At 63.5% G+C, this 18,439-nt stretch carries 16 protein-coding genes and 1 pseudogene; 8 read left to right on the top strand and 9 right to left on the bottom strand.

Going from position 1 to position 18,439, the window contains the following annotated elements; translation table 11 throughout:
• The first annotated feature begins 91 nt into the window (after window positions 1-91).
• A complete protein-coding gene (locus CK219_RS02255; RefSeq protein ID WP_095765128.1) occupies window positions 92-649 on the top strand; it encodes a DUF1003 domain-containing protein in 558 nt (185 codons plus the stop codon).
• Complete coding sequence (locus CK219_RS02250; protein WP_095765127.1) at window positions 646-1,245, top strand: DedA family protein; 600 nt, start codon at window positions 646-648, stop codon at window positions 1,243-1,245. Before CK219_RS02255 ends, CK219_RS02250 begins: the two co-directional genes overlap by 4 nt.
• 14 nt (window positions 1,246-1,259) lie before the next feature.
• Here CK219_RS02250 and CK219_RS02245 read toward each other — a convergent pair whose 3' ends face one another.
• The gene (locus CK219_RS02245; protein ID WP_095765126.1) at window positions 1,260-1,619 is read right to left on the bottom strand and encodes a diacylglycerol kinase; all 360 of its coding nucleotides are present in this window, start codon (window positions 1,617-1,619) and stop codon (window positions 1,260-1,262) included.
• 78 nt (window positions 1,620-1,697) lie between these two features.
• Window positions 1,698-2,117 carry a GFA family protein gene (locus CK219_RS02240; protein ID WP_095765576.1) on the bottom strand — a complete coding sequence of 140 codons (420 nt, stop codon included), beginning with the start codon at window positions 2,115-2,117 and terminating at the stop codon, window positions 1,698-1,700.
• 317 nt (window positions 2,118-2,434) lie between these two features.
• Between CK219_RS02240 and CK219_RS02235 the strand changes: the two genes are divergently transcribed.
• The 3 genes from CK219_RS02235 (at window position 2,435) to CK219_RS02225 (ending at window position 4,673) form a co-directional block, all read left to right on the top strand.
• Window positions 2,435-3,505 carry a diguanylate cyclase gene (locus tag CK219_RS02235; protein ID WP_095765125.1) on the top strand — a complete coding sequence of 357 codons (1,071 nt, stop codon included), beginning with the start codon at window positions 2,435-2,437 and terminating at the stop codon, window positions 3,503-3,505.
• A 63-nt stretch (window positions 3,506-3,568) separates the two neighbouring features.
• On the top strand, window positions 3,569-3,946 hold the full coding sequence (locus CK219_RS02230) for an antitoxin Xre/MbcA/ParS toxin-binding domain-containing protein (protein ID WP_027166494.1): 378 nt from the start codon (window positions 3,569-3,571) through the stop codon (window positions 3,944-3,946).
• The gene (locus CK219_RS02225) at window positions 3,906-4,673 is read left to right on the top strand and encodes an RES family NAD+ phosphorylase (protein WP_095765124.1); all 768 of its coding nucleotides are present in this window, start codon (window positions 3,906-3,908) and stop codon (window positions 4,671-4,673) included. The genes CK219_RS02230 and CK219_RS02225 overlap by 41 nt, the downstream gene beginning before the upstream one ends.
• Before the next feature lie 82 nt (window positions 4,674-4,755).
• Here the strand turns inward: CK219_RS02225 and CK219_RS02220 are convergent, their stop codons facing one another.
• Window positions 4,756-5,460: a hypothetical protein gene (locus CK219_RS02220; RefSeq protein ID WP_095765123.1), complete on the bottom strand. Its 705-nt coding sequence runs from the start codon at window positions 5,458-5,460 to the stop codon at window positions 4,756-4,758.
• A gap of 339 nt (window positions 5,461-5,799) precedes the next feature.
• On the opposite strand from CK219_RS02220, the gene CK219_RS02215 reads away from it, so the two are divergent.
• Window positions 5,800-7,233, top strand: coding sequence for a glycosyltransferase family 39 protein (locus CK219_RS02215; RefSeq protein ID WP_245340371.1), 1,434 nt, complete (start codon window positions 5,800-5,802; stop codon window positions 7,231-7,233).
• 85 nt (window positions 7,234-7,318) lie between these two features.
• Here CK219_RS02215 and CK219_RS02210 read toward each other — a convergent pair whose 3' ends face one another.
• The 3 genes from CK219_RS02210 to CK219_RS02200 form a co-directional block, all read right to left on the bottom strand.
• Window positions 7,319-8,692 (bottom strand): 3-deoxy-7-phosphoheptulonate synthase class II, encoded by a 1,374-nt coding sequence (locus CK219_RS02210; RefSeq protein ID WP_095765121.1) that lies wholly within the window; start codon window positions 8,690-8,692, stop codon window positions 7,319-7,321.
• A 212-nt stretch (window positions 8,693-8,904) separates the two neighbouring features.
• Complete coding sequence (gene mfd, locus CK219_RS02205) at window positions 8,905-12,402, bottom strand: transcription-repair coupling factor (RefSeq protein WP_095765120.1); 3,498 nt, start codon at window positions 12,400-12,402, stop codon at window positions 8,905-8,907.
• A 13-nt stretch (window positions 12,403-12,415) separates the two neighbouring features.
• Window positions 12,416-12,703: a succinate dehydrogenase assembly factor 2 gene (locus tag CK219_RS02200; protein ID WP_095765119.1), complete on the bottom strand. Its 288-nt coding sequence runs from the start codon at window positions 12,701-12,703 to the stop codon at window positions 12,416-12,418.
• A gap of 93 nt (window positions 12,704-12,796) precedes the next feature.
• Between CK219_RS02200 and recG the strand changes: the two genes are divergently transcribed.
• Window positions 12,797-14,905 (top strand): ATP-dependent DNA helicase RecG, encoded by a 2,109-nt coding sequence (recG, locus tag CK219_RS02195; protein ID WP_095765118.1) that lies wholly within the window; start codon window positions 12,797-12,799, stop codon window positions 14,903-14,905.
• On the opposite strand, the gene CK219_RS02190 is transcribed toward recG, so the two are convergent.
• Together CK219_RS02190 and CK219_RS02185 are read right to left on the bottom strand one after the other, a co-directional pair.
• Window positions 14,857-15,612 (bottom strand): DUF502 domain-containing protein, encoded by a 756-nt coding sequence (locus CK219_RS02190; RefSeq protein ID WP_095765117.1) that lies wholly within the window; start codon window positions 15,610-15,612, stop codon window positions 14,857-14,859. The genes recG and CK219_RS02190 overlap by 49 nt on opposite strands.
• Window positions 15,613-15,616: 4 nt before the next feature.
• Complete coding sequence (locus CK219_RS02185; protein ID WP_141245284.1) at window positions 15,617-15,811, bottom strand: hypothetical protein; 195 nt, start codon at window positions 15,809-15,811, stop codon at window positions 15,617-15,619.
• A gap of 277 nt (window positions 15,812-16,088) precedes the next feature.
• On the opposite strand from CK219_RS02185, the pseudogene CK219_RS02180 reads away from it, so the two are divergent.
• A pseudogene (locus tag CK219_RS02180) lies at window positions 16,089-16,376 on the top strand (GIY-YIG nuclease family protein).
• A 186-nt stretch (window positions 16,377-16,562) separates the two neighbouring features.
• Here the strand turns inward: CK219_RS02180 and glmS are convergent.
• A complete protein-coding gene (gene glmS / locus CK219_RS02175; RefSeq protein WP_095765116.1) occupies window positions 16,563-18,386 on the bottom strand; it encodes a glutamine--fructose-6-phosphate transaminase (isomerizing) in 1,824 nt (607 codons plus the stop codon).
• Window positions 18,387-18,439: the final 53 nt, after the last annotated feature.

The raw sequence follows: 18,439 nt of genomic DNA, 5'->3' as shown, positions 1-18,439 counted from the left end.
CATTGTCCCCGCTTGTTCGCCGCAATCTATCACTTCACGTCCGGCCCGGCAGCCTCTACCTCTATCGACGCCCGGCCGAAGGAGAGGACAAATGAACAAGATCGTCGAAGACATGGCGAACCGTCTGCTCAAGCGAGACGGTTTCGGTCCGCTCGAGAGCCGGGTGCTCCAGTCGACGCTCGAGCGCACCACCATCACCCGCGACACCAACAAGGCCGTGGCCTTCCACGAGACCTATGGCGACCGTATTGCCGACACCATCGCCAGGATCGGCGGCTCCTGGTCCTTCATCCTGAGCTTCCTGGCCTTTCTTGTTGTCTGGACTGCCGGCAACGCCTGGCTGCTCACCCGCGACGCCTTCGACCCCTACCCTTTCATCTTCCTCAACCTTGTTCTGTCGATGCTGGCGGCGATCCAGGCGCCGGTGATCATGATGTCGCAGAACCGCCAGACCGAGCGCGACCGCATCGACGCCGCCCATGACTACGAGGTCAATCTGAAGGCCGAGATCGAGATCATGGCCCTGCATGAAAAACTCGACGAGCTTCGCCATAGCGAGATCATCGGCATGCGTGACGAAATCCTGCGCATGGCCGAGCAGATCAGGCGCATTGACGAAAAACTGTCCGCGCGGCCCGCAACGGAATGAGCGAGACCATCCACCGCCTCATCGAGCAATACGGGCTGATCGCGGTCTTCCTGGGTTGCGTGGCTGAAGGCGAAAGCGCGGCGATCCTGGGCGGCTTCTTCGCTCATCAGCATGTTTTCGTGCTCTGGCAAACTTTCTTTGCCGCCTTCCTCGGCGCCTTCGCCGGCGACACGTTCTTCTTCACCCTGGGGCGCAGCTTCGCCGAACATCGCTATGTGAGACTGTTGCGCAGGCGTCCGGGCTTCAGCCGAGCCTATCGCCTGCTCAACACCCATCCCAACATTTTCGTGCTGACCAACCGCTATATCTACGGCATGCGCCTGGTCGGCGGCGTCGCCGCCGGCCTGTCGACCGTGTCCATGCCGCGTTTCGTCATCCTGAATGCCATCTCGTCCGCGGTCTGGTCGGCCCTGTTCAGTGGCATCGGCTATGTCTTCGGCCTGGGCGCGGAGGAAATCGTGGGCCAGGCGTTTGCTCGCCATCAGCGCCTGCTCGTCGCCCTCGGCGTCGGCATCGTTATCGCCGTGGTCGCCTGGTTGGTAGGCCATCACTTCGCGAAGCGCGAACGCGCCAGGGAAGACCAGGCAGGATCTTGATCAATCCGCGAGGATCAGATCGGCGCGCCGACAAGGCGTTCGATGAGGGCGATGCCCCAGACGCCGCCGGCGATCACGATCGAAATCAGCACGGCCAGCGAACCGCAGTCCTTGGCAAGTTGGATGTCGATGTGGAATTCGCGCGAGATTGCGTCGCAAGCCGCCTCGATGCCGGTGTTGAGCACTTCGACCATGATCAGGAGCAGCACAGCACCGATCAGCAGGGCATAGCCGCGCCAGGAAACCGAGATGAACCATCCGGCCGGCAAGGCGAGCGCCAGCAACAGCAATTCCTGCTGGAACGCCTTTTCGTGGGCGGCCAACTTGCGGAAGGCCCGCACTGAATTGATGAAAGCATCGATCAGCCGCTGCATTCCTCTGCCCCTTTGCGAGTCACCGGCAGGGGATATCGCAATGGTGGGATCAAGGGAATAAGGCAGCCGCTGCAAAATTCATCCGCCCGCGACCTTTATCGACGGTGCCGATTTCTCGAACTGCGGCAACCCGTCCTCGATCGAATAATAATCGCCCTTGTCGCCGACGAAGAGGTGGCATTCGCCCCGAAGCCCGCTCGGTTCCTCGAATGAACCAGCCATAACCGAAACATATGCATCGCCTTTCGGCTTCCAAAACAGCACCGAGCCGCATGTCTTGCAAAAGCCACGCTTGGCGAAGTCGGATGCCTCATACCAGGTGAGATTTTCCATGCCTTCGATAACGATGTCGGCGTCCGCTACATTGGTTGCGGCGTAGAAATGGCCGCTCTGCTTGCGGCATTGTGAACAATGGCAATAAATCACGCCGCGTAGCGGGCCCTTCGTTCTGAAACGCACCGCCCCGCACAGGCACGATCCGCTATGATTGTCGTCCATTCCGGCCTCCTTCGACGTCGTCTGCACCGTTCATTGCCGGATGTAGAATTTCAGTTTTGAGATGACCGGGCACCGGAAAATGCGACACCGAAGCGACGCGTTTCAGAAGCTGCCCCTGCACCGCTTTGCACCCTATGGTAGCAAGGACAAGGAGGAAATGCAGGCCATTAAGGAAACTTTAGCAGGACTGCATTTATGATTCCCACAAGCGATGGTCGTGTTGGGGACGCGCCGTCGCAATTCTGATTCAAATCCCCGCGTGAGCGAACGCCGGCGGTGGCAGGTCTCCGGTCGCACTGAAGGGGCAGTGAACAGACATGAAGCCGGCAGCCATTCCGACCGACAGGAATACCGACATCGCCAGCACCGTCGTGACGACGATGCGACAGCTCGGCGTGCTTGGCCTGCCGCGTAACTATGAAATCTTCTACGAGGCGCTCAGCAGCAGCAATCGCGAACTCAGCCTTGCCGTCGTCTCGTTGAGCAACCGCCCAACCCAGGAAGATCTCGACCGCATCGGACGGAGCTTCTTCCCGCAGCACCACGGCCCCGCCATTGTCGAGCACGCCCGTGAAGTGGTCGCCAAGGAGCTCGAGGACATCGCCGCGCTGTTGCGCAGCGAGCGCTCGCATATCGAGAAGTACGGCCGCATCCTCGACGAGACCTCGAGCGGCCTGAGCAATCGCAGCCTGCTTTCGCAAGAACTCCTGCAGAAGATCGCAGGCGCGATGTCGGCCGCCACCAGCTCGACGATCGACCATGGCCGTCAGATCGCCAGCACGCTCAGCGAAAAGACAGCCGAGCTTGAAAGCGTCAAGTCGAAGCTCGAGGAATACAAGCGGCTCGCCGACACCGACCCGCTTACGCAGCTGTGGAACCGCCGCGCCTTCGACAAGGAGATCACCCGGATCTACAACAGCAACCGCGGCATATTGTTCAACGCCTTGATCCTTGCCGATATCGATCATTTCAAGGACATAAACGATCGCTATGGCCACCCGGTCGGCGACAGGATCCTGCAGATCATCGCCGAGATCTTCCAGTCCAGCGTGCGTGCCGACATATTTGTCGCGCGCACCGGCGGCGAGGAGTTCGCGCTTATCGTCGAAGGCGCCAGCGAGGAAGCCACATACGAGATCGCCGAGCGCATCCGCGCGCTCGTCGAGCAGACCCCGTTCACCGGCAGCCAGACCGGCATGAACTACGGCACCGTTACCGTATCGATGGGCATCTGCATGGCATCGGAGGCGGAAAACCCCGAGGATCTCTACACCAAGGCCGACCAGGCGCTTTACCGCTCCAAGGTCGGCGGCCGCAACCGTGTGACAAAGCACTCGGCCACGGTCAGCCGGGCTGGCAAAAGCTGGCTGCTTTACAAGAAAGACTGACACACCTCTTTCCAGACGAATTTTTGTGGATTATATTTTCCACAGAAATGAAAGGGTGCGCTTATGCAACGTCCAGTCGCGGCTGCGACGGCGGCCGAAAATGCCGTCATTACCAAGGCCACGCTGCGCGCGGCCGACCTGCTCGATATCACCGCCAGGACGCTTGCCTTGGTCATCGGCGTGTCGGAAGCAACGGTCTCGCGCATGCGCCGGCAGGAATTCCTGCTTGAACGCGGCACCAAGCCGTTCGAATTGGCGGTGCTGTTCGTGCGCCTGTTCCGCTCGCTCGACGCCATCGTCGGCGGCGACGAGACAGTCGCCCGGGCGTGGCTGAAGAATCCCAACACCACGCTCGACGGCACGCCGCTCGAAAAAATCCTGACGATTGCCGGACTTGTCGATGTCATTGCCTACCTGGACTCCCGGCGCGCTCTCGTCTGAGGCCGTCCGGCTCGAAGGCAAGTACTGGCGGATGGTCGAGGCGCAGCACCGCGTCTCGACCCTTAAGCTCATCGACACGCTCGACGAGCAGGCGCTGCTTGAGGATCTCATCGAGGACACCAAGCCGCGGATCCCGCTTGAGTGCCGCCATCTCCACTATCTGTTGGCGACGCCTTTTCGCTACGGCTCCGTCTATCCGTACGGCTCCCGCTTCCGCCGCGCCGGCAAGACGAAAGGCGTCTACTACGCTGCCGAGACGGTGCTGACGGCGGTGGCGGAGATGGCCTTCTACCGCTTGCTGTTTTTTGCGGAGTCGCCGGCGACGCAATGGCCGAGCGACGCGGCGGAATACACCGCCTTCGCCGCCGCGATAAAATGCGACCGCGCAGTCGACCTGGCACGGCCGCCGCTCGATCGCGACGAGAAGGCCTGGACGCACGCCACCGACTACACCGCCTGCCAGGCGATCGCCGACGTCGCGCGTGAGGCCGAGCTGCAGGCGATCCGCTATCGCTCGGCGCGCGATCCCAAGGGCGTCAATATCGCGCTGTTGACGTGCAAGGGCTTTGCCAAGGCAAAACCGCTGGAGCCGCAGACCTGGCGCATCCGGATCGGCTCTTTCGGCCTTCAGGCGATCTGCGAATTCCCGGACAAGCGGCTGGAATTCTCACGCACCGCCTTTGCCGATCCCCGATTGGCCGGCATGCGCTGGGAGCGGGCCACCTGATATCGGCGATGAGCAGTATTGAGATTCAGCCGAGCAGAAGATCGTCATTCGCAGGCCGACCTCTCCTGAATATCGATACAGTTTAGGCCAGGATGTTGACGGCACGCGCCGCCACCAGCGCTATGGTCAGGAGCGAGATCATCGCTTCGGCCATCATCAGGAGCTTCGCGCGCTGCGTGAGCGGCAAGGTGTCGGTCGGCGAGAACGCCGTGGCATTGGTAAAAGCCAGGAAGACATAGTCGACGAAGCCCGGCAGCCAGCCCTGTATCTCGCGATCTGGTAGCGTCATTTGCGGAAACAGGAAGTCTGCCTGCGCGCGCTTGACCAGCCCGCAGGTCGGCGGGCCTCCCCGGTCAGTGCTCCAGAACCACAGCGCAAAGACAATCACATTGGTGACCCAGATGTTGAGCGCGTCGACGAGCAGCGTCGTGCCGGCCCCGGCATGCCCTTCCAGCAACGCCCGCACCAGGAAGGCCAGCGACCCGCAATTCATGATGCTGATGACGCCGGTCATCACCAATGCTGCGCGGCGGATATAGAGGCGCAATCGGCCGATCGCGTACCAATGCTCATGGTCGACGGCGTTGCGCGTCGCCATTTGCGTCCAGGCCGTCGCGATCGACAGGGGCGCCAGCAGCGCCGCCTCCACTGTGGGGGCCAGCCAGCGCGGACCGAACGACAGGTTGTTGATGACCAGAAGCTGCAGGCAGATGACGACGAGAACCGCGGCGCGCGCCGACCAGAAATCGAGGCCCCGGTGATGGATGACGGCATGCTGATGGCGCATGGAGGAACCTGTATTGCTAAAACCGCGGCGCTACGGACGGGCTCCGGCAATGATCGGCCGGCCGGTCCTGCCCGAAGCGCCGGCGACGGGTTCCATCGCAATCTTGGTTTTACAATGTTGCGGAAGAATACTTTTTCGTAAGCTTTTGCTATCGGACTGTTCAGCAATCCATCGGTATGATTTTAGGCCCGTATGTCGAGAACCAGTGAATCCGTGCATGTCTGGCCCGCCGCGGCTGCGGCGGAAGACGATCTGTCTTCCATCTGGAACGGTCTGGTCCGGCATCCATGGCGGTTACTGGCGCTTTTGTGCCTGATCCAGATCGCCTGCTGGACCGTCATGCCCGCGCTCGTCAACGTTGGGCCGCCGCGCGACGTCGTCGAGGGTTTCATGTGGGGACGCGAATGGGTGCTGCTGACCTACAAGCACCCGCAACTCCCCTGCTGGCTGCTCGAGATCAGCCACCTGCTCACCGGCTCGTTCCGCTGGCCGCAATATATGCTGTCGCAGTTGATGATCTCGACGACTTTCGTCCTGGTCTACCTTCTCGCGCGCGACATCATGGGCCCGACCCGGGCGATCGCCGCCGTGCTCTTGATGCCGTCGATCTATTTCTTCGGCTGGCCGACCCCGCAATTCAACCATGATTACGCGCAAATGCCGTTCTGGGCCGCAATCTCATGGTTGCTGTGGCGCTCGGCGCGCGACGGCCGTCCAGGCTGGTGGCTCGCCCTCGGCCTCGTCTCGGGCATCGGGCTCTACGCAAAGTTCTCGACGGCTCTGCTACTGGTGTTCGGTGGTATCTGGATTTTGTACGACGCCCGCGCTCGAAGCCGGCTTGCCACCCCATGGCCATGGCTCGGTCTTGCGGTTTTTCTGGGCCTCGCGGCGCCGCTGGCAATTGCGCTTTTCCGCCTCGATTTCCTGCCGCTGACCTATGCGGAGCATCGCAACGCCTGGGTGCTCGCTAACCGCGCACGGCTCTACTATATCGGCGTTCAGCTTGCAGGGCTTGCCGCTCTTCCCGCCGTTCTTGCTATTTCCGGCCTGCTGCGACGGCGGCCCGACCCGGCACGAGACCGCTTACCGGCCCGCCGTGCCCCCGAGCGGCGCGCGATTGTCTACCTGGCATGGATGGGCCTGGGGCCGGCGCTCCTGATCATGGCCGCCTCGCTGTTTACCGGCACCGGCGAGTCCTGGGGCGCGACGATGTACAATTTGGTCGGCACCCTCGCGGTTGCACTCTTGGGACAGCGCCTGGGCGCGGCCGAGTTGCGCCGACTGACGCTGCTGGCACTGCTATGCGTGGTCGGCGTATCGAGCGCCTATGCGATTACACGCTGGACCGGTTGCAACGTCCTCGGTCGCCTGCAGCCGATGTGCTGGCCGGCACGATCGATCTCGCAGACGGCCGAAGCGATCTGGCATGAGACGGTACCAGGGCCACTGGGCATCGTCGGCGGCGAGGACGGCGTGGCCCAGCTTGCCGGGCTGGAAGCTGTGGACCAGCCCTCTATCTTCACGGCTCTCGACAGGCGCCTTGCCCCCTGGATCACGGACCAGCGCCTGCGGGATCAGGGCCTGCTGCTGGTGTGGCCGACCGGTTGGAGGCTCTCCCCGCAACAGCAGGCCTGGATCGCCGGCCTGCCGGTCAAGACCGTGCCATTCGACTGGTCGCTCAAGGCACCGCCGCTGGAGATCAGCTTTGCCGTCATTCAGCCCGGCAGGACCAATTTCCCGGGCGATCCGCCCGGACCGCCCGATCCGGAATGACCCGCGACTTGACGTTTATCAGCCCGACGTCAAAAGGCGACGGCATCGCCGCCAGCGCCTCCAATGACGGGCGTCAAGCCTCTGTTCAGGCGTTGGCGGCCTGCTTGTGCTGGACCGGATGGCTCTTCTTGAGCAGGTCCGAGACCAGGAAGGCGAGCTCGATCGCCTGATCGGCGTTGAGGCGCGGGTCGCAATGGGTGTGATAGCGGTCCTGCAGGTCTTCCGCCGTGATGGCGCGGGCGCCGCCCGTGCATTCGGTGACGTTCTTGCCGGTCATCTCTATATGGATGCCGCCCGGATGCGTGCCTTCCGCGCGATGAACTTCGAAGAAGGTCTGCACTTCCTTGAGGATGCGGTCGAACGGCCGCGTCTTGTAGCCGGCCGCCTCGATCGTGTTGCCATGCATCGGATCCGACGACCAGACAACGTTGCGGCCTTCCTTCTTAACTGCCCGCACCAGCTTCGGCAGATGCTCGGCGACCTTGTCGGAGCCGAAGCGCGCGATCAGCGTCAGACGGCCTGGCTCGTTTTCGGGATTGAGCAGGTCGATCAATTCCATCAGGCCGTCCGGCGTCAGCGACGGCCCGCATTTCAGGCCGAGCGGATTCTTGATGCCGCGGCAATATTCGATATGCGCGTGATCGGGCTGGCGGGTGCGATCGCCGATCCAGATCATGTGGCCCGAGGTCGCGTACCAGTCGCCGGAGGTCGAATCGACGCGCGTCAGCGCTTCCTCATAGCCGAGCAGCAGCGCCTCGTGGCTCGTGTAGAAATCCGTCTCGCGCAGCGCGAAATTGGTCTCCGACGTGATGCCCACCGCGCGCATGAAATCCATCGTCTCGGTGATGCGGTTGGCGAGCGATTCGTATTTTTCTCCCTGCGGGCTGTCGGCAACGAAGCCCAGCATCCAGCGATGCACGTTCTCAAGGCTGGCATAGCCACCCTGCGCGAAGGCGCGCAGAAGGTTGAGCGTCGCGGCGGACTGGCGGTACGCCATCTCCTGGCGCGCCGGATCCGGAATGCGCGAGGAGGCGTCGAATTCGATGCCGTTGATGATGTCGCCGCGGTAGCTCGGCAGCGTCACGCCGGCTTTCGTCTCGTTGTCGGACGAGCGCGGCTTGGCGAACTGGCCGGCGACGCGGCCGACCTTCACCACCGGCTGCGCGCCGGCGAAGGTAAGCACCACCGACATCTGCAGGAAGACGCGGAAGAAGTCGCGGATGTTGTCGGCGCCATGTTCGGCGAAGCTCTCGGCGCAATCGCCGCCCTGGAGCAGGAAGGCTTCTCCGGCTGCCACGGCCGCCAGCTGCTTCTTCAGCTTGCGCGCCTCGCCGGCAAAGACCAGCGGCGGATAGGTCGCAAGCCGCGCTTCCGTGGCTTGCAAAGCCCCAAGGTCCGGGTAGGCCGGGACCTGCTTGATCGGCTTTGCTCTCCACGAATTCGGCGACCATTTCGTCATCGCTGCACCCAACGCCCTTCCAGAGCAACTCCAGGAAAGTGTAACGGCTTTCCGTCCGGAATTGCGTCAAACAAACCGGCGAGCGTGCTTGCCCGCCATTCCAGCCTCGATACGAGGTCGCGGCTCCTTACACGAAGCCGACTGCCTATTCTAGCCGGGTTTTTCAGTGGTGGCGAATGCGTTGAGCTGCTCGGCTTCCAATGTAGACGCCGTTACGCGGCCTTGTCGACGAGCCGCGCCAGTTGCGTCATCACCACGGCCGAGCCGGCGAGCCGCTTCTCCGCGTTCGGCCAGTCGCGGATGAAAACGACGCTATGGTCGGCCCTGATCTTGGCCAGCGATCCCTGCTCGCCGATGAACTTGACCAGCCCGACCGGATTGGGGAACTCGCGCTTGCGGAAATGAATGACGACGCCCTTGGGCCCGGCATCGAGCTTCTCGACATTGGCCCTGCGGCAGAGCGCCTTGATGAAGACGATCTTCAACAGGTGCGTCACCTCTTCCGGCAAAGGCCCGAAACGGTCGATCAGCTCGGCGCCGAAGCCGTCGATCTCCTCGGTTGTTTCGAGGTCGCCCAGGCGTCTGTAGAGCGCCATGCGGAGCTGCAGGTCGGGCACATAGCTTTCCGGGATCATCACCGCGGTGCCGACGGCGATCTGCGGCGACCAGCCGCCGTCCTGCGCCTCGCCGGTATCCTTCACCTCGGCCACCGCCTCTTCCAGCATCTGCTGGTAGAGCTCGAAGCCGACCTCCTTGATATGGCCGGACTGCTCTTCGCCCAGGAGATTGCCGGCGCCACGGATGTCGAGGTCGTGGCTGGCGAGCTGGAACCCTGCGCCGAGCGTGTCGAGCGACTGCAGCACCTTCAGCCTGCGCTCGGCCGTATCGGTGAGCTTGCGACTCGCCGGCAGCGTGAACAGCGCGTAGGCGCGCACCTTCGAACGGCCGACGCGGCCGCGCAACTGGTAGAGCTGCGCGAGGCCGAACATGTCGGCGCGGTGGATGATCAGCGTGTTTGCGGTCGGGATATCGAGCCCGGATTCGACGATGGTGGTCGACAGGAGCACGTCATACTGACCGTCGTAGAAAGCGTTCATGATGTCGTCGAGCTCGCCCGGCGGCATCTGGCCATGCGCCACCGCCACTTTCAGCTCCGGCACGGATTCCCTCAGGAAATCATGGATTTCGGCCAGGTCGCTGATACGCGGCACGACATAGAAGGAATGGCCGCCGCGATAGCGCTCGCGCAGCAGCGTCTCGCGTATGACCAGCGGATCGAAGGGTGAGATGAAGGTGCGCACCGCCATGCGGTCGACCGGCGGCGTGGCGATCAGCGAGAGCTCGCGAACGCCGGTCAGCGCCAGTTGCAGCGTGCGCGGGATCGGCGTCGCCGACAGCGTCAGCACATGCACGTCGGACTTGAGATCCTTCAGCCGCTCCTTGTGCTTGACGCCGAAATGCTGCTCCTCGTCGATGATCAGCAGGCCGAGGCGCTTGAACGAGATCGAGCTGCCGAGCAGCGCGTGCGTGCCGACGACGATGTCGACCGTGCCTTCGGCGATGCCCTTCTTGGTCTCCGCCAATTCTTTTGAACCAACCAGGCGCGACGCCTGCGCAATGCGGATCGGCAGGCCCGAAAAGCGCTGCGAGAAGGTTTTGAAGTGCTGCCGCGACAACAACGTCGTCGGCACCACGACCGCGACCTGGAACCCTTCCATGGCCGCGATGAAGGCGGCGCGCAACGCAACTTCCGTCTTGCCGAAGCCGACGTCGCCGCAGATCAGCCGGTCCATCGGTTTGCCGGCGCCGAGATCGTCCAGGACGGAATCGATCGCCGTCTGCTGGTCGTCGGTCTCCTCATAGGGGAAACGCGCGGCGAACTCGCCATAAAGCCCTTCCGCCGGGATCATGGAGGGCGCGGCGCGCATCTGCCGCTCGGCGGCGATGCGGATCAATTGCCCGGCCATGTCGAGCAGGCGCCGCTTCAGCCGTGCCTTGCGCGCCTGCCAGGCGCCGCCGCCCAGCTTGTCGAGCGTCGCCTCAGTCGAATCCGAGCCATAGCGCGACAGAAGCTCGATGTTTTCCACCGGCAGGAACAGGCGATCGTCGCCGGCGTAGTGCATTTCGAGACAGTCATGCGGCGCGCCGAGCGCTTCGATGGTGCGCAAGCCGATGAAGCGGCCTATGCCATGGTCGGCATGGACGACGATGTCTCCTGCCGACAGCGACGAGGCTTCGGCTATGAAATCGGAGGCCTTCTTCTTGCGCTTGGAACGCCGAATGAGCCTGTCGCCGAGGATGTCCTGCTCGGCGACGACGACCAGATCGTCGGTCTCAAAGCCGGATTCGAGCGGCAGCACGGCAAGGCCCGCCTGCCCCGGCTCTAGCTTTTCGACCTCGGCCAGCGTCGCGACAGGTTTCAGATTACTGAGATGGTGCTCCGCGAGAATTTGCCCGAGCCGGTCGAGCGAGCCTTCAGTCCAGCCAGCGACGACGACGCGGCGACGCGCCGCGCGCTCGTCGGCAATGTGCTTCACGACGACGTCGAAGACGTTGATGTTGGGATCGGCGCGCTCCTCGGCAAAGCTACGGCCTTGCCGCGAGCCGCCATGGAAGACTTTTTTGCCGCCGACGTCGGGGGCGTCGAAGACGGTGAAGTCTATGTCCTCGCGCGGTCCGAGCGACGCCTTGAGGTTTTCGGGCGAGAGATACAGCAGATCTGGCGCCACCGGCTTGTAAGGGACGGCATCCTTGAGCGCGCTGTCGGCCTGCTTCCGGCGTGCCTCATAGTGGTCGAGGATCAGCGTGTGGCGCTCGGCCAAGGCCTCATGTGCCAGATGGTCGAACACGACGGGCGCATCCGGCAGATAGTCGAACACGGTCGCCAGCCGCTCGTAGAAGAACGGCAGCCAGTGCTCCATGCCGGCGAAGCGGCGGCCTTCGCTGACCGCAGCGTAGAGCGCGTCATCGCGCGACGGCGCGCCGAAGGCCTCGATATAGGAGCGGCGAAAGCGGCTGATCGTTTCCGGTGTCAGCGCCACCTCGCTCATCGCTTGCAGCGACATCGACTTGCGCTGCCCGGTGGTGCGCTGCGTCGCGACGTCGAAGACGCGGATCGATTCCAGCGTGTCGCCGAAGAAGTCGAGCCTGAGCGCCTCGCTCCAGCCGGGCGCGAAAAGGTCGAGGATGCCGCCGCGCACCGCGAATTCACCAAGCCCGCGAACGGTCGGCACGCGCTCGAAGCCGGACGTCTCCAGCCGCGCGATCAGCGCGTTCATGTCGATCTGGTTTCCCGGCTTGGCGTGGAAAGTCTGAGCTTCGATCAGCTCGGCCGGCGGGATGCGCTGCAGCAACGCATTGGCGGTGGTGAGGATCACCGCGCGATGCGGTTTCTTGGCCAGCGCGATCATGGCCGAAAGCGCGTCGAGCCGACGCGCCGCGGCATCTGCGCCGGGGGAAACGCGGTCGTAAGGCAGGCAGTCCCAGGCCGGCAGCTCCAGCACCGGTAGGCTGGGCGCGGCAAAGGCGAGCGCCTCGATGATCGCCGGCAGCCGCTGGCCGTCGCGCGCGACGAACAGCAGCGGCTTGTCGGGCGCGATCTCCTGCGCCGTCCGCACCAGGGCGAAAGCTTCGTAGCCGTCGGCGACGCCGTCGACGATGAACTGGCCGGCGCGGCCCTTGGGCAGGCCAATGGAAGGAATGAGGGTCATGGATATGCGTTTTTCAAAATGTCATGGTCCGGCGCGACGCCAGGATCTTCCGCAGAACCGCGCAGTCGATATCGGGCGGAACCGGGCGCTCGCCGGTGACCATCGGGAAAAATTCAGTGTCGGGAATTTCGAGAAGTCTCTCATATTGGTCGATTTCATCGCCGGTCAAGGCGCCGATCTCGGCGTCGGCGAAGGAACCGAGGATCAGGTCCATCTCGCGCATGCCGCGATGCCAGGAGCGGAACAGGAGCTTGCGGCGGCGCGCGTCCAGCCCATCGCTTGATCGCTGTGTTCCGGTCATGGCGCCGCATCCCTGTCCAAAGCGGCGCATATAGCGTGGATAGAGAGCGGTGTCAGCCTTTGCGCTGCCCTCGTCGCGACATAAGCTGACACGATGCGTCCCACCGTCCTCGATCCCTTGTTCGTTCCGATCACTTCGCTTGCTGGCGTCGGCCCAAAGGTCGGATTGCTGATCGAGCGTGTCGTGCCGGCCGACCTCGGCGATCGCGCTGGGCGCGCGGCCGACCTTCTGTTCGTGCTGCCCAACACCGTCATCGACCGCCGCAACCGGCCCGGCATCGCGCTGTCGGCCGAGGGCCAGATCGTCACGCTCGAGGTGCGCGTCGACCGCCATCAGCCGCCGCCGCGCGGCAACAGGTCGGTGCCGTACAGAGTTTATGCCCATGACGACACCGGCGAGGTCGCACTGACCTTCTTCCATGCCCATGCCGCCTATTTGCAGAAAATGCTTCCCGAGGGCGAGCGTGTGGTGATCTCGGGCCGCATGGAGTGGTTCAACGGCCGCCCGACGATGGTCCATCCCGATCACATCGCGCCGATCGACGAGGCCGAGGGTCTACCGTTGGTCGAGCCGGTCTATCCGCTCACCGCCGGCCTCTCGGCAAAGGTGCTGCGCCGCGCCATCGGACAGGCGCTTGGCCGCCTGCCGGAACTGCCGGAGTGGCAGGACGACGCCTTTATGCGCCGCCACACCTTCCCGACCTTCGGCGACGCGCTCGCCCGCATCCACTATCCGAAGGACCCGATCGACGTTGCCGTCGAAGGCTCGGCCTGGCGCCGTCTTGCTTACGACGAATTGCTCGCCGGGCAGGTTTCGTTGGCGCTGGTCCGTTCCAGAATTCGCCGTCTTTCGGGCCGGCCGCTTACCGGCGACGGCCGCATCGTCGAGAAGCTGCGCGCCGCCCTGCCCTACAGGCTCACGCCCAGCCAGGAATTCGCGCTTGGCGAGATCAACGCCGATCTCGCCGATCCCGAACGCATGCTGCGCCTGCTGCAGGGCGATGTCGGCTCAGGCAAGACGGTGGTGGCGCTGCTCGCCATGGCGCGCGCGGTCGAGGCCGGCGGCCAGGCGGCGCTGATGGCGCCGACCGAGATCCTGGCGCGCCAGCATCTGGCGACGATCGCGCCGCTGGCGGAAAAGGTCGGCCTGCGCCTCGCTATCCTGACCGGGCGCGAGAAGGGCCGCGAGCGTGCCGAGACGCTTGCCGGTCTTGCCGGCGGCGAAATCGACATCGTCGTCGGCACGCATGCGCTGTTCCAGGAAAGCGTGACGTTTCACAACTTGGTGCTTGCCGTCGTCGACGAGCAGCACCGCTTCGGCGTTCATCAGCGCCTCGCCATCACCGCCAAGGGCGATGCACCCGATATGCTGGTGATGACGGCGACGCCCATTCCGCGCACGCTGGTGCTGACCGCCTTCGGCGACATGGACGTCTCGAAACTGACCGAGAAGCCGGCCGGCCGGCAGCCGATCCGTACCGTCACCTTGCCGATGGAGCGGCTGGATGAGCTGGTCGGCCGCATGCTTGACGCCGTCGCCGATGGCCAAAAGATCTACTGGATCTGCCCGCTGGTCGAGGAATCCGAAGAGATCAAGCTGATGTCGGCGGAGGATCGTTTCGCTTCGCTGAAACCGCTCTTCGGCGACCGGATCGGCCTGGTGCACGGTCGCATGAAGGGTGCGGAGAAAGACGAGGCGATGCGCGCCTTCAAGCAGGGCGAAACGCGCATCCTCATCGCCACCACCGTGATAGAGGTCGGCGTCGACGTGCCCGACGCCACGATCATGGTGATCGAGCATGCCGAACGCTTCGGCCTTGCCCAGTTGCACCAGCTGCGCGGCCGGGTCGGGCGCGGCGACAAGCCCTCCTCCTGCGTCCTGCTCTACAAGGAGCCGCTCGGCGAGACGGCCAAACGCCGGCTCTCGGTGATGCGCGAGACCGAGGACGGCTTCAAGATCGCCGAGGAGGACCTGAAACTGCGCGGCGAAGGTGAGTTGCTGGGCACCCGCCAGTCCGGCACACCAGGCTTCCAGGTGGCGCGCCTCGAGTTCCATGCCGATCTGCTCGAAGCCGCGCGCGACGACGCACGCCTGATCCTGTCGCGCGACCCGGAATTGCAGTCCGAACGCGGCGGGGCGCTGCGGCTGCTGCTTTACCTGTTCGGCCGCGACGAGGCGGTGCGGTTGCTGCGCGCCGGCTGAGCGGCGCCGATCGCCGGGTTGGCGAGGCCGCCTTCGACGGGCTCGCCATTCAGCGTCACCAGCTTGGCCTTGACCTCCGGCGCCACCATGCCGGCCGAGACGATCAGCTTGGCGCCGTCCTCGATCGACATGTCGAGCGGCACGATCTCGGACTTGTGCACATACATCAGGAAACCGGTGGTTGGATTGGGCGTGCAGGGCATGAACACCGCAATCAGCGGATCGCCTTCCTGATCGAGCTTCTGGTTGATCTCGGTTTCCTTGTCGCTGGCGACGAAGACCAGCGACCAGACGCCCTTTCTCGGATATTCGACCAACCCGACCTGGCGGAACATGTCGCCCTTGTTCGACAGCACCGTCTCGAAAATCTGCTTCAGCGAACCATAGATGCCGCGCACCAGCGGCATGCGGCCAAGCAGCCGCTCGCCGAAATTGACAATGGCGCGGCCGACGATGTTGGCGGTCAGGAAGCCGATCAGCGTGATCAGCACCAGCGCCACGATCAGCCCGAAGCCCGGAACCGGGAACGGCAGATAGGTATCGGGATTGTAGCGGGCTGGAATATAGGGTTTTACCCAGGAATCGACCCAGCCGATGAGCGACCAGGCGATATAGACCGTGATCGCCAGCGGCGCGCAGACGATGAAGCCCGTCAGGAAATAATTCCTCAGCCGGGTCATGCCAGAGGTCTTCAGGGCGTCGGACATGGATTCACCACGGCGCAGGTTGCAACGCTGAGATTAGTGAACCGCGAGCCGGAATATAGGGTTTTACCCAGGAATCGACCCAGCCGATAAGCGACCAGGCGATATAGACCGTGATCGCCAGCGGCGCGCAGACGATGAAGCCCGTCAGGAAATAATTCCTCAACCGGGTCATGCCAGAGGTCTTCAGGGCGTCGGACATGGGTTCACCGCGGCGCAGGTTGCAACGCTGAGATTAGTGAACCGCGAGCCGGTTTGGAACTGCGAAGTTTTTAAGGGTGCCCTCCATCAACCGGCTTTCAGCATTCCAAATGGAAGCTGCTCCGTTCGCGATTGGCCGCAACACCCCTCCCTCGTCATCCACGGGCGGAGCGGGAGCGAAGCGGACGCGCAGACCCGAGGATCCATTCCGTGACGCCGACCAAAAAATGCCACCCGTCAGAATAGTCCCCTAACCATCAATCCGTTATCGTTCACGCATGACCGGCTATGTCTATATGACAGCAAGCAAGAAGCGCGGCACCATCTACACTGGTGTGACGAACGATCTTGGCCGTCGGATGCCGGAGCACAGGTCCGGCGAAGGCTCGCGCTTTACCGGGCGCTACGGCGTACAACGCCTGGTCTGGTACGAGGAGTATTTCGACATCCGCGATGCGATCCAGCGTGAAAAGTCGCTGAAACGCTGGCCTCGCCAGTGGTAGATCGAACTGATCGAAAAGGCCAATCCCGAGTGGTTCGAGCTGTTCCGCGGTATCGGGTGGTAGTGCCTAATTCTGCACCGCTTTGATCCGCCGCAAACGTCACGGAATGGATCCTCGGGTCTGCGCAGGAGCTTCGCTCCTGCTCCGCCCGTGGATGACGAAAGAAGGCTGTTGGCCGTCGCACTTCGAAGTACTGTCACTAACCGAGGAACCCATGACGCAATCCACAATCCGGCGGTAGTGACGGTGCTACTCCACCGTCACCGACTTCGCCAGATTGCGCGGCTGGTCGACGTCGGTGCCCATGAAGACGGCGGTGAAATAGGCCAGCATCTGGATCGGCAGCGCGTAGATGATTGGCGAGATGATCTCCGGCACTTCGGGCAGGATGATCGTCTCCATCGTCTTGATGCCGGCCTGCGCCGCGCCCTTCTTGTCGGTGATCAGGATGATCTTGCCGCCACGCGCCGCCACTTCCTGCATGTTCGACACGGTCTTTTCGAAGATGCGGTCATGCGGCGCAATGACGATCACCGGCATGTTCTCGTCGATCAGCGCGATCGGCCCGTGCTTCAGCTCGCCGCCGGCATAGCCTTCGGCGTGGATGTAGGAGATTTCCTTGAGCTTCAGCGCGCCTTCCATGGCCAGCGGAAAATTGGTGTCGCGGCCGAGATAGAGCACGTCCTTGTAGCGCGACAGCTCGCGCGAGATGCGCTCGATCTGCTCGTCAAGCTTCAGCACCCGGGTGGCGTAGCGCGGCGCCTCGGAAAGCTCGCGCACCAGCTGCTTTTCCTCATCGCGCGAGATCGTGCCGCGCGCCACGCCCGCGCGGACCGCGAGCGCAGCCAAGACGGATAGCTGGCAGGTAAAAGCCTTGGTCGAGGCGACGCCGATCTCCGGCCCGGCCAGCGTCGGCAGCACGACGTCGGATTCGCGCGCCATGGTCGATTCCCGCACATTGACGACAGCGCCGATTTTCATGCCGGCCTTGCGGCAATAGCGCAGCGAAGCAAGCGTGTCGGCGGTCTCGCCCGACTGCGAGATGAAGAACGCCGCGTCATTGGCCGAAAGCGGCATCTCGCGGTAGCGGAACTCGGAGGCGACGTCGATGTCGATCGGCAGCCGTGCATAGCGCTCGAACCAGTATTTGCTGATCAGCCCGGCGAGATAGGCGGTGCCGCAGGCCGAAAGCGCCAGACGGCCGATCTTGGCGAAGTCGAAAGGCAGGTCGAGCGGCTTCGACACCCCCGATGCGAAATCCAAATAATGCGCCAGCGTGTGCGAGATCACCTCCGGCTGCTCATGGATTTCCTTTTCCATGAAATGGCGGCGGTTTCCCTTGTCGACCATGAAGCTGGTCGACAGTGACTGCTGGCGCTTGCGGTCGACCTGTCTGCCGTCGATGTCGTAGATGGTCACGCTTTCGCGACGCACGACCGCCCAGTCGCCGTCCTCGAGATAGGTGACCGCATTGGTAAAAGGCGCCAGCGCAATGGCGTCGGAGCCCAAAAACATCTCGCCCTCGCCATGGCCGACGGCCAAAGGCGGTCCGTTGCGGGCGCCGACGATCAGGTCCTCGTCGCCCTTGAACATGATTGCCAGGGCAAAGGCGCCGGAAAGCCGCTTCAGCGCCGCATGAGCGGCTTCCACCGGCTTCAGCCCCTTGGCGAGCTCGCGCGCCACCAGATGCGCGACAACCTCGGTGTCGGTCTGCGAAGAGAAAGAGTAGCCGTCGCGGGTGAGTTCGTCGCGCAGCTCGGCGAAATTCTCGATGATGCCGTTGTGGACAATGGCGACGCCCTCGGAAAAATGCGGATGCGCATTGGTCTCGTTGGGCACGCCATGCGTCGCCCAGCGTGTGTGGCCGATGCCGATCGTGCCGTCCAGCGGCTCGTCCTTCAGCCGGCGTTCGAGATTGACCAGCTTGCCCTCGGCGCGGCGGCGGCCGAGCTCGCCCCTTTCGATGGTGGCGACGCCGGCCGAGTCGTAGCCGCGATATTCAAGCCGCTTCAGCGCATCGACGATGAGCGGCGCGACTTGGCTTCGGCCAACAATTCCAACGATACCGCACATGGCGATTGCCCCCGATTCCCAGCAGAAAACCCAGCGCTATCTATGGATTGCCG

Origin of the sequence: Mesorhizobium sp. WSM4313 (assembly GCF_002294725.1) — a bacterium.
GTDB lineage: Bacteria > Pseudomonadota > Alphaproteobacteria > Rhizobiales > Rhizobiaceae > Mesorhizobium.
The sequence above is the reverse complement of the archived record's forward strand: the minus strand, read 5'-3'. Positions and strand labels throughout refer to the sequence as shown.

Coding starts and splice junctions, on each gene's coding strand:
- mfd (WP_095765120.1), bottom strand. CDS start 12,402: ATGACCCTCATTCCTTCCATTGGCCTGCCCAAGGGCCGCGCCGGCCAG.
- CK219_RS02215 (WP_245340371.1), top strand. CDS start 5,800: ATGCCCGCGCTCGTCAACGTTGGGCCGCCGCGCGACGTCGTCGAGGGT.
- glmS (WP_095765116.1), bottom strand. CDS start 18,386: ATGTGCGGTATCGTTGGAATTGTTGGCCGAAGCCAAGTCGCGCCGCTC.
- CK219_RS02210 (WP_095765121.1), bottom strand. CDS start 8,692: ATGACGAAATGGTCGCCGAATTCGTGGAGAGCAAAGCCGATCAAGCAG.
- CK219_RS02255 (WP_095765128.1), top strand. CDS start 92: ATGAACAAGATCGTCGAAGACATGGCGAACCGTCTGCTCAAGCGAGAC.
- recG (WP_095765118.1), top strand. CDS start 12,797: ATGCGTCCCACCGTCCTCGATCCCTTGTTCGTTCCGATCACTTCGCTT.
- CK219_RS02230 (WP_027166494.1), top strand. CDS start 3,569: ATGCAACGTCCAGTCGCGGCTGCGACGGCGGCCGAAAATGCCGTCATT.
- CK219_RS02225 (WP_095765124.1), top strand. CDS start 3,906: ATGTCATTGCCTACCTGGACTCCCGGCGCGCTCTCGTCTGAGGCCGTC.
- CK219_RS02220 (WP_095765123.1), bottom strand. CDS start 5,460: ATGCGCCATCAGCATGCCGTCATCCATCACCGGGGCCTCGATTTCTGG.
- CK219_RS02250 (WP_095765127.1), top strand. CDS start 646: ATGAGCGAGACCATCCACCGCCTCATCGAGCAATACGGGCTGATCGCG.
- CK219_RS02245 (WP_095765126.1), bottom strand. CDS start 1,619: ATGCAGCGGCTGATCGATGCTTTCATCAATTCAGTGCGGGCCTTCCGC.
- CK219_RS02190 (WP_095765117.1), bottom strand. CDS start 15,612: ATGTCCGACGCCCTGAAGACCTCTGGCATGACCCGGCTGAGGAATTAT.
- CK219_RS02240 (WP_095765576.1), bottom strand. CDS start 2,117: ATGGACGACAATCATAGCGGATCGTGCCTGTGCGGGGCGGTGCGTTTC.
- CK219_RS02185 (WP_141245284.1), bottom strand. CDS start 15,811: ATGTCCGACGCCCTGAAGACCTCTGGCATGACCCGGTTGAGGAATTAT.
- CK219_RS02235 (WP_095765125.1), top strand. CDS start 2,435: ATGAAGCCGGCAGCCATTCCGACCGACAGGAATACCGACATCGCCAGC.
- CK219_RS02200 (WP_095765119.1), bottom strand. CDS start 12,703: ATGACCGGAACACAGCGATCAAGCGATGGGCTGGACGCGCGCCGCCGC.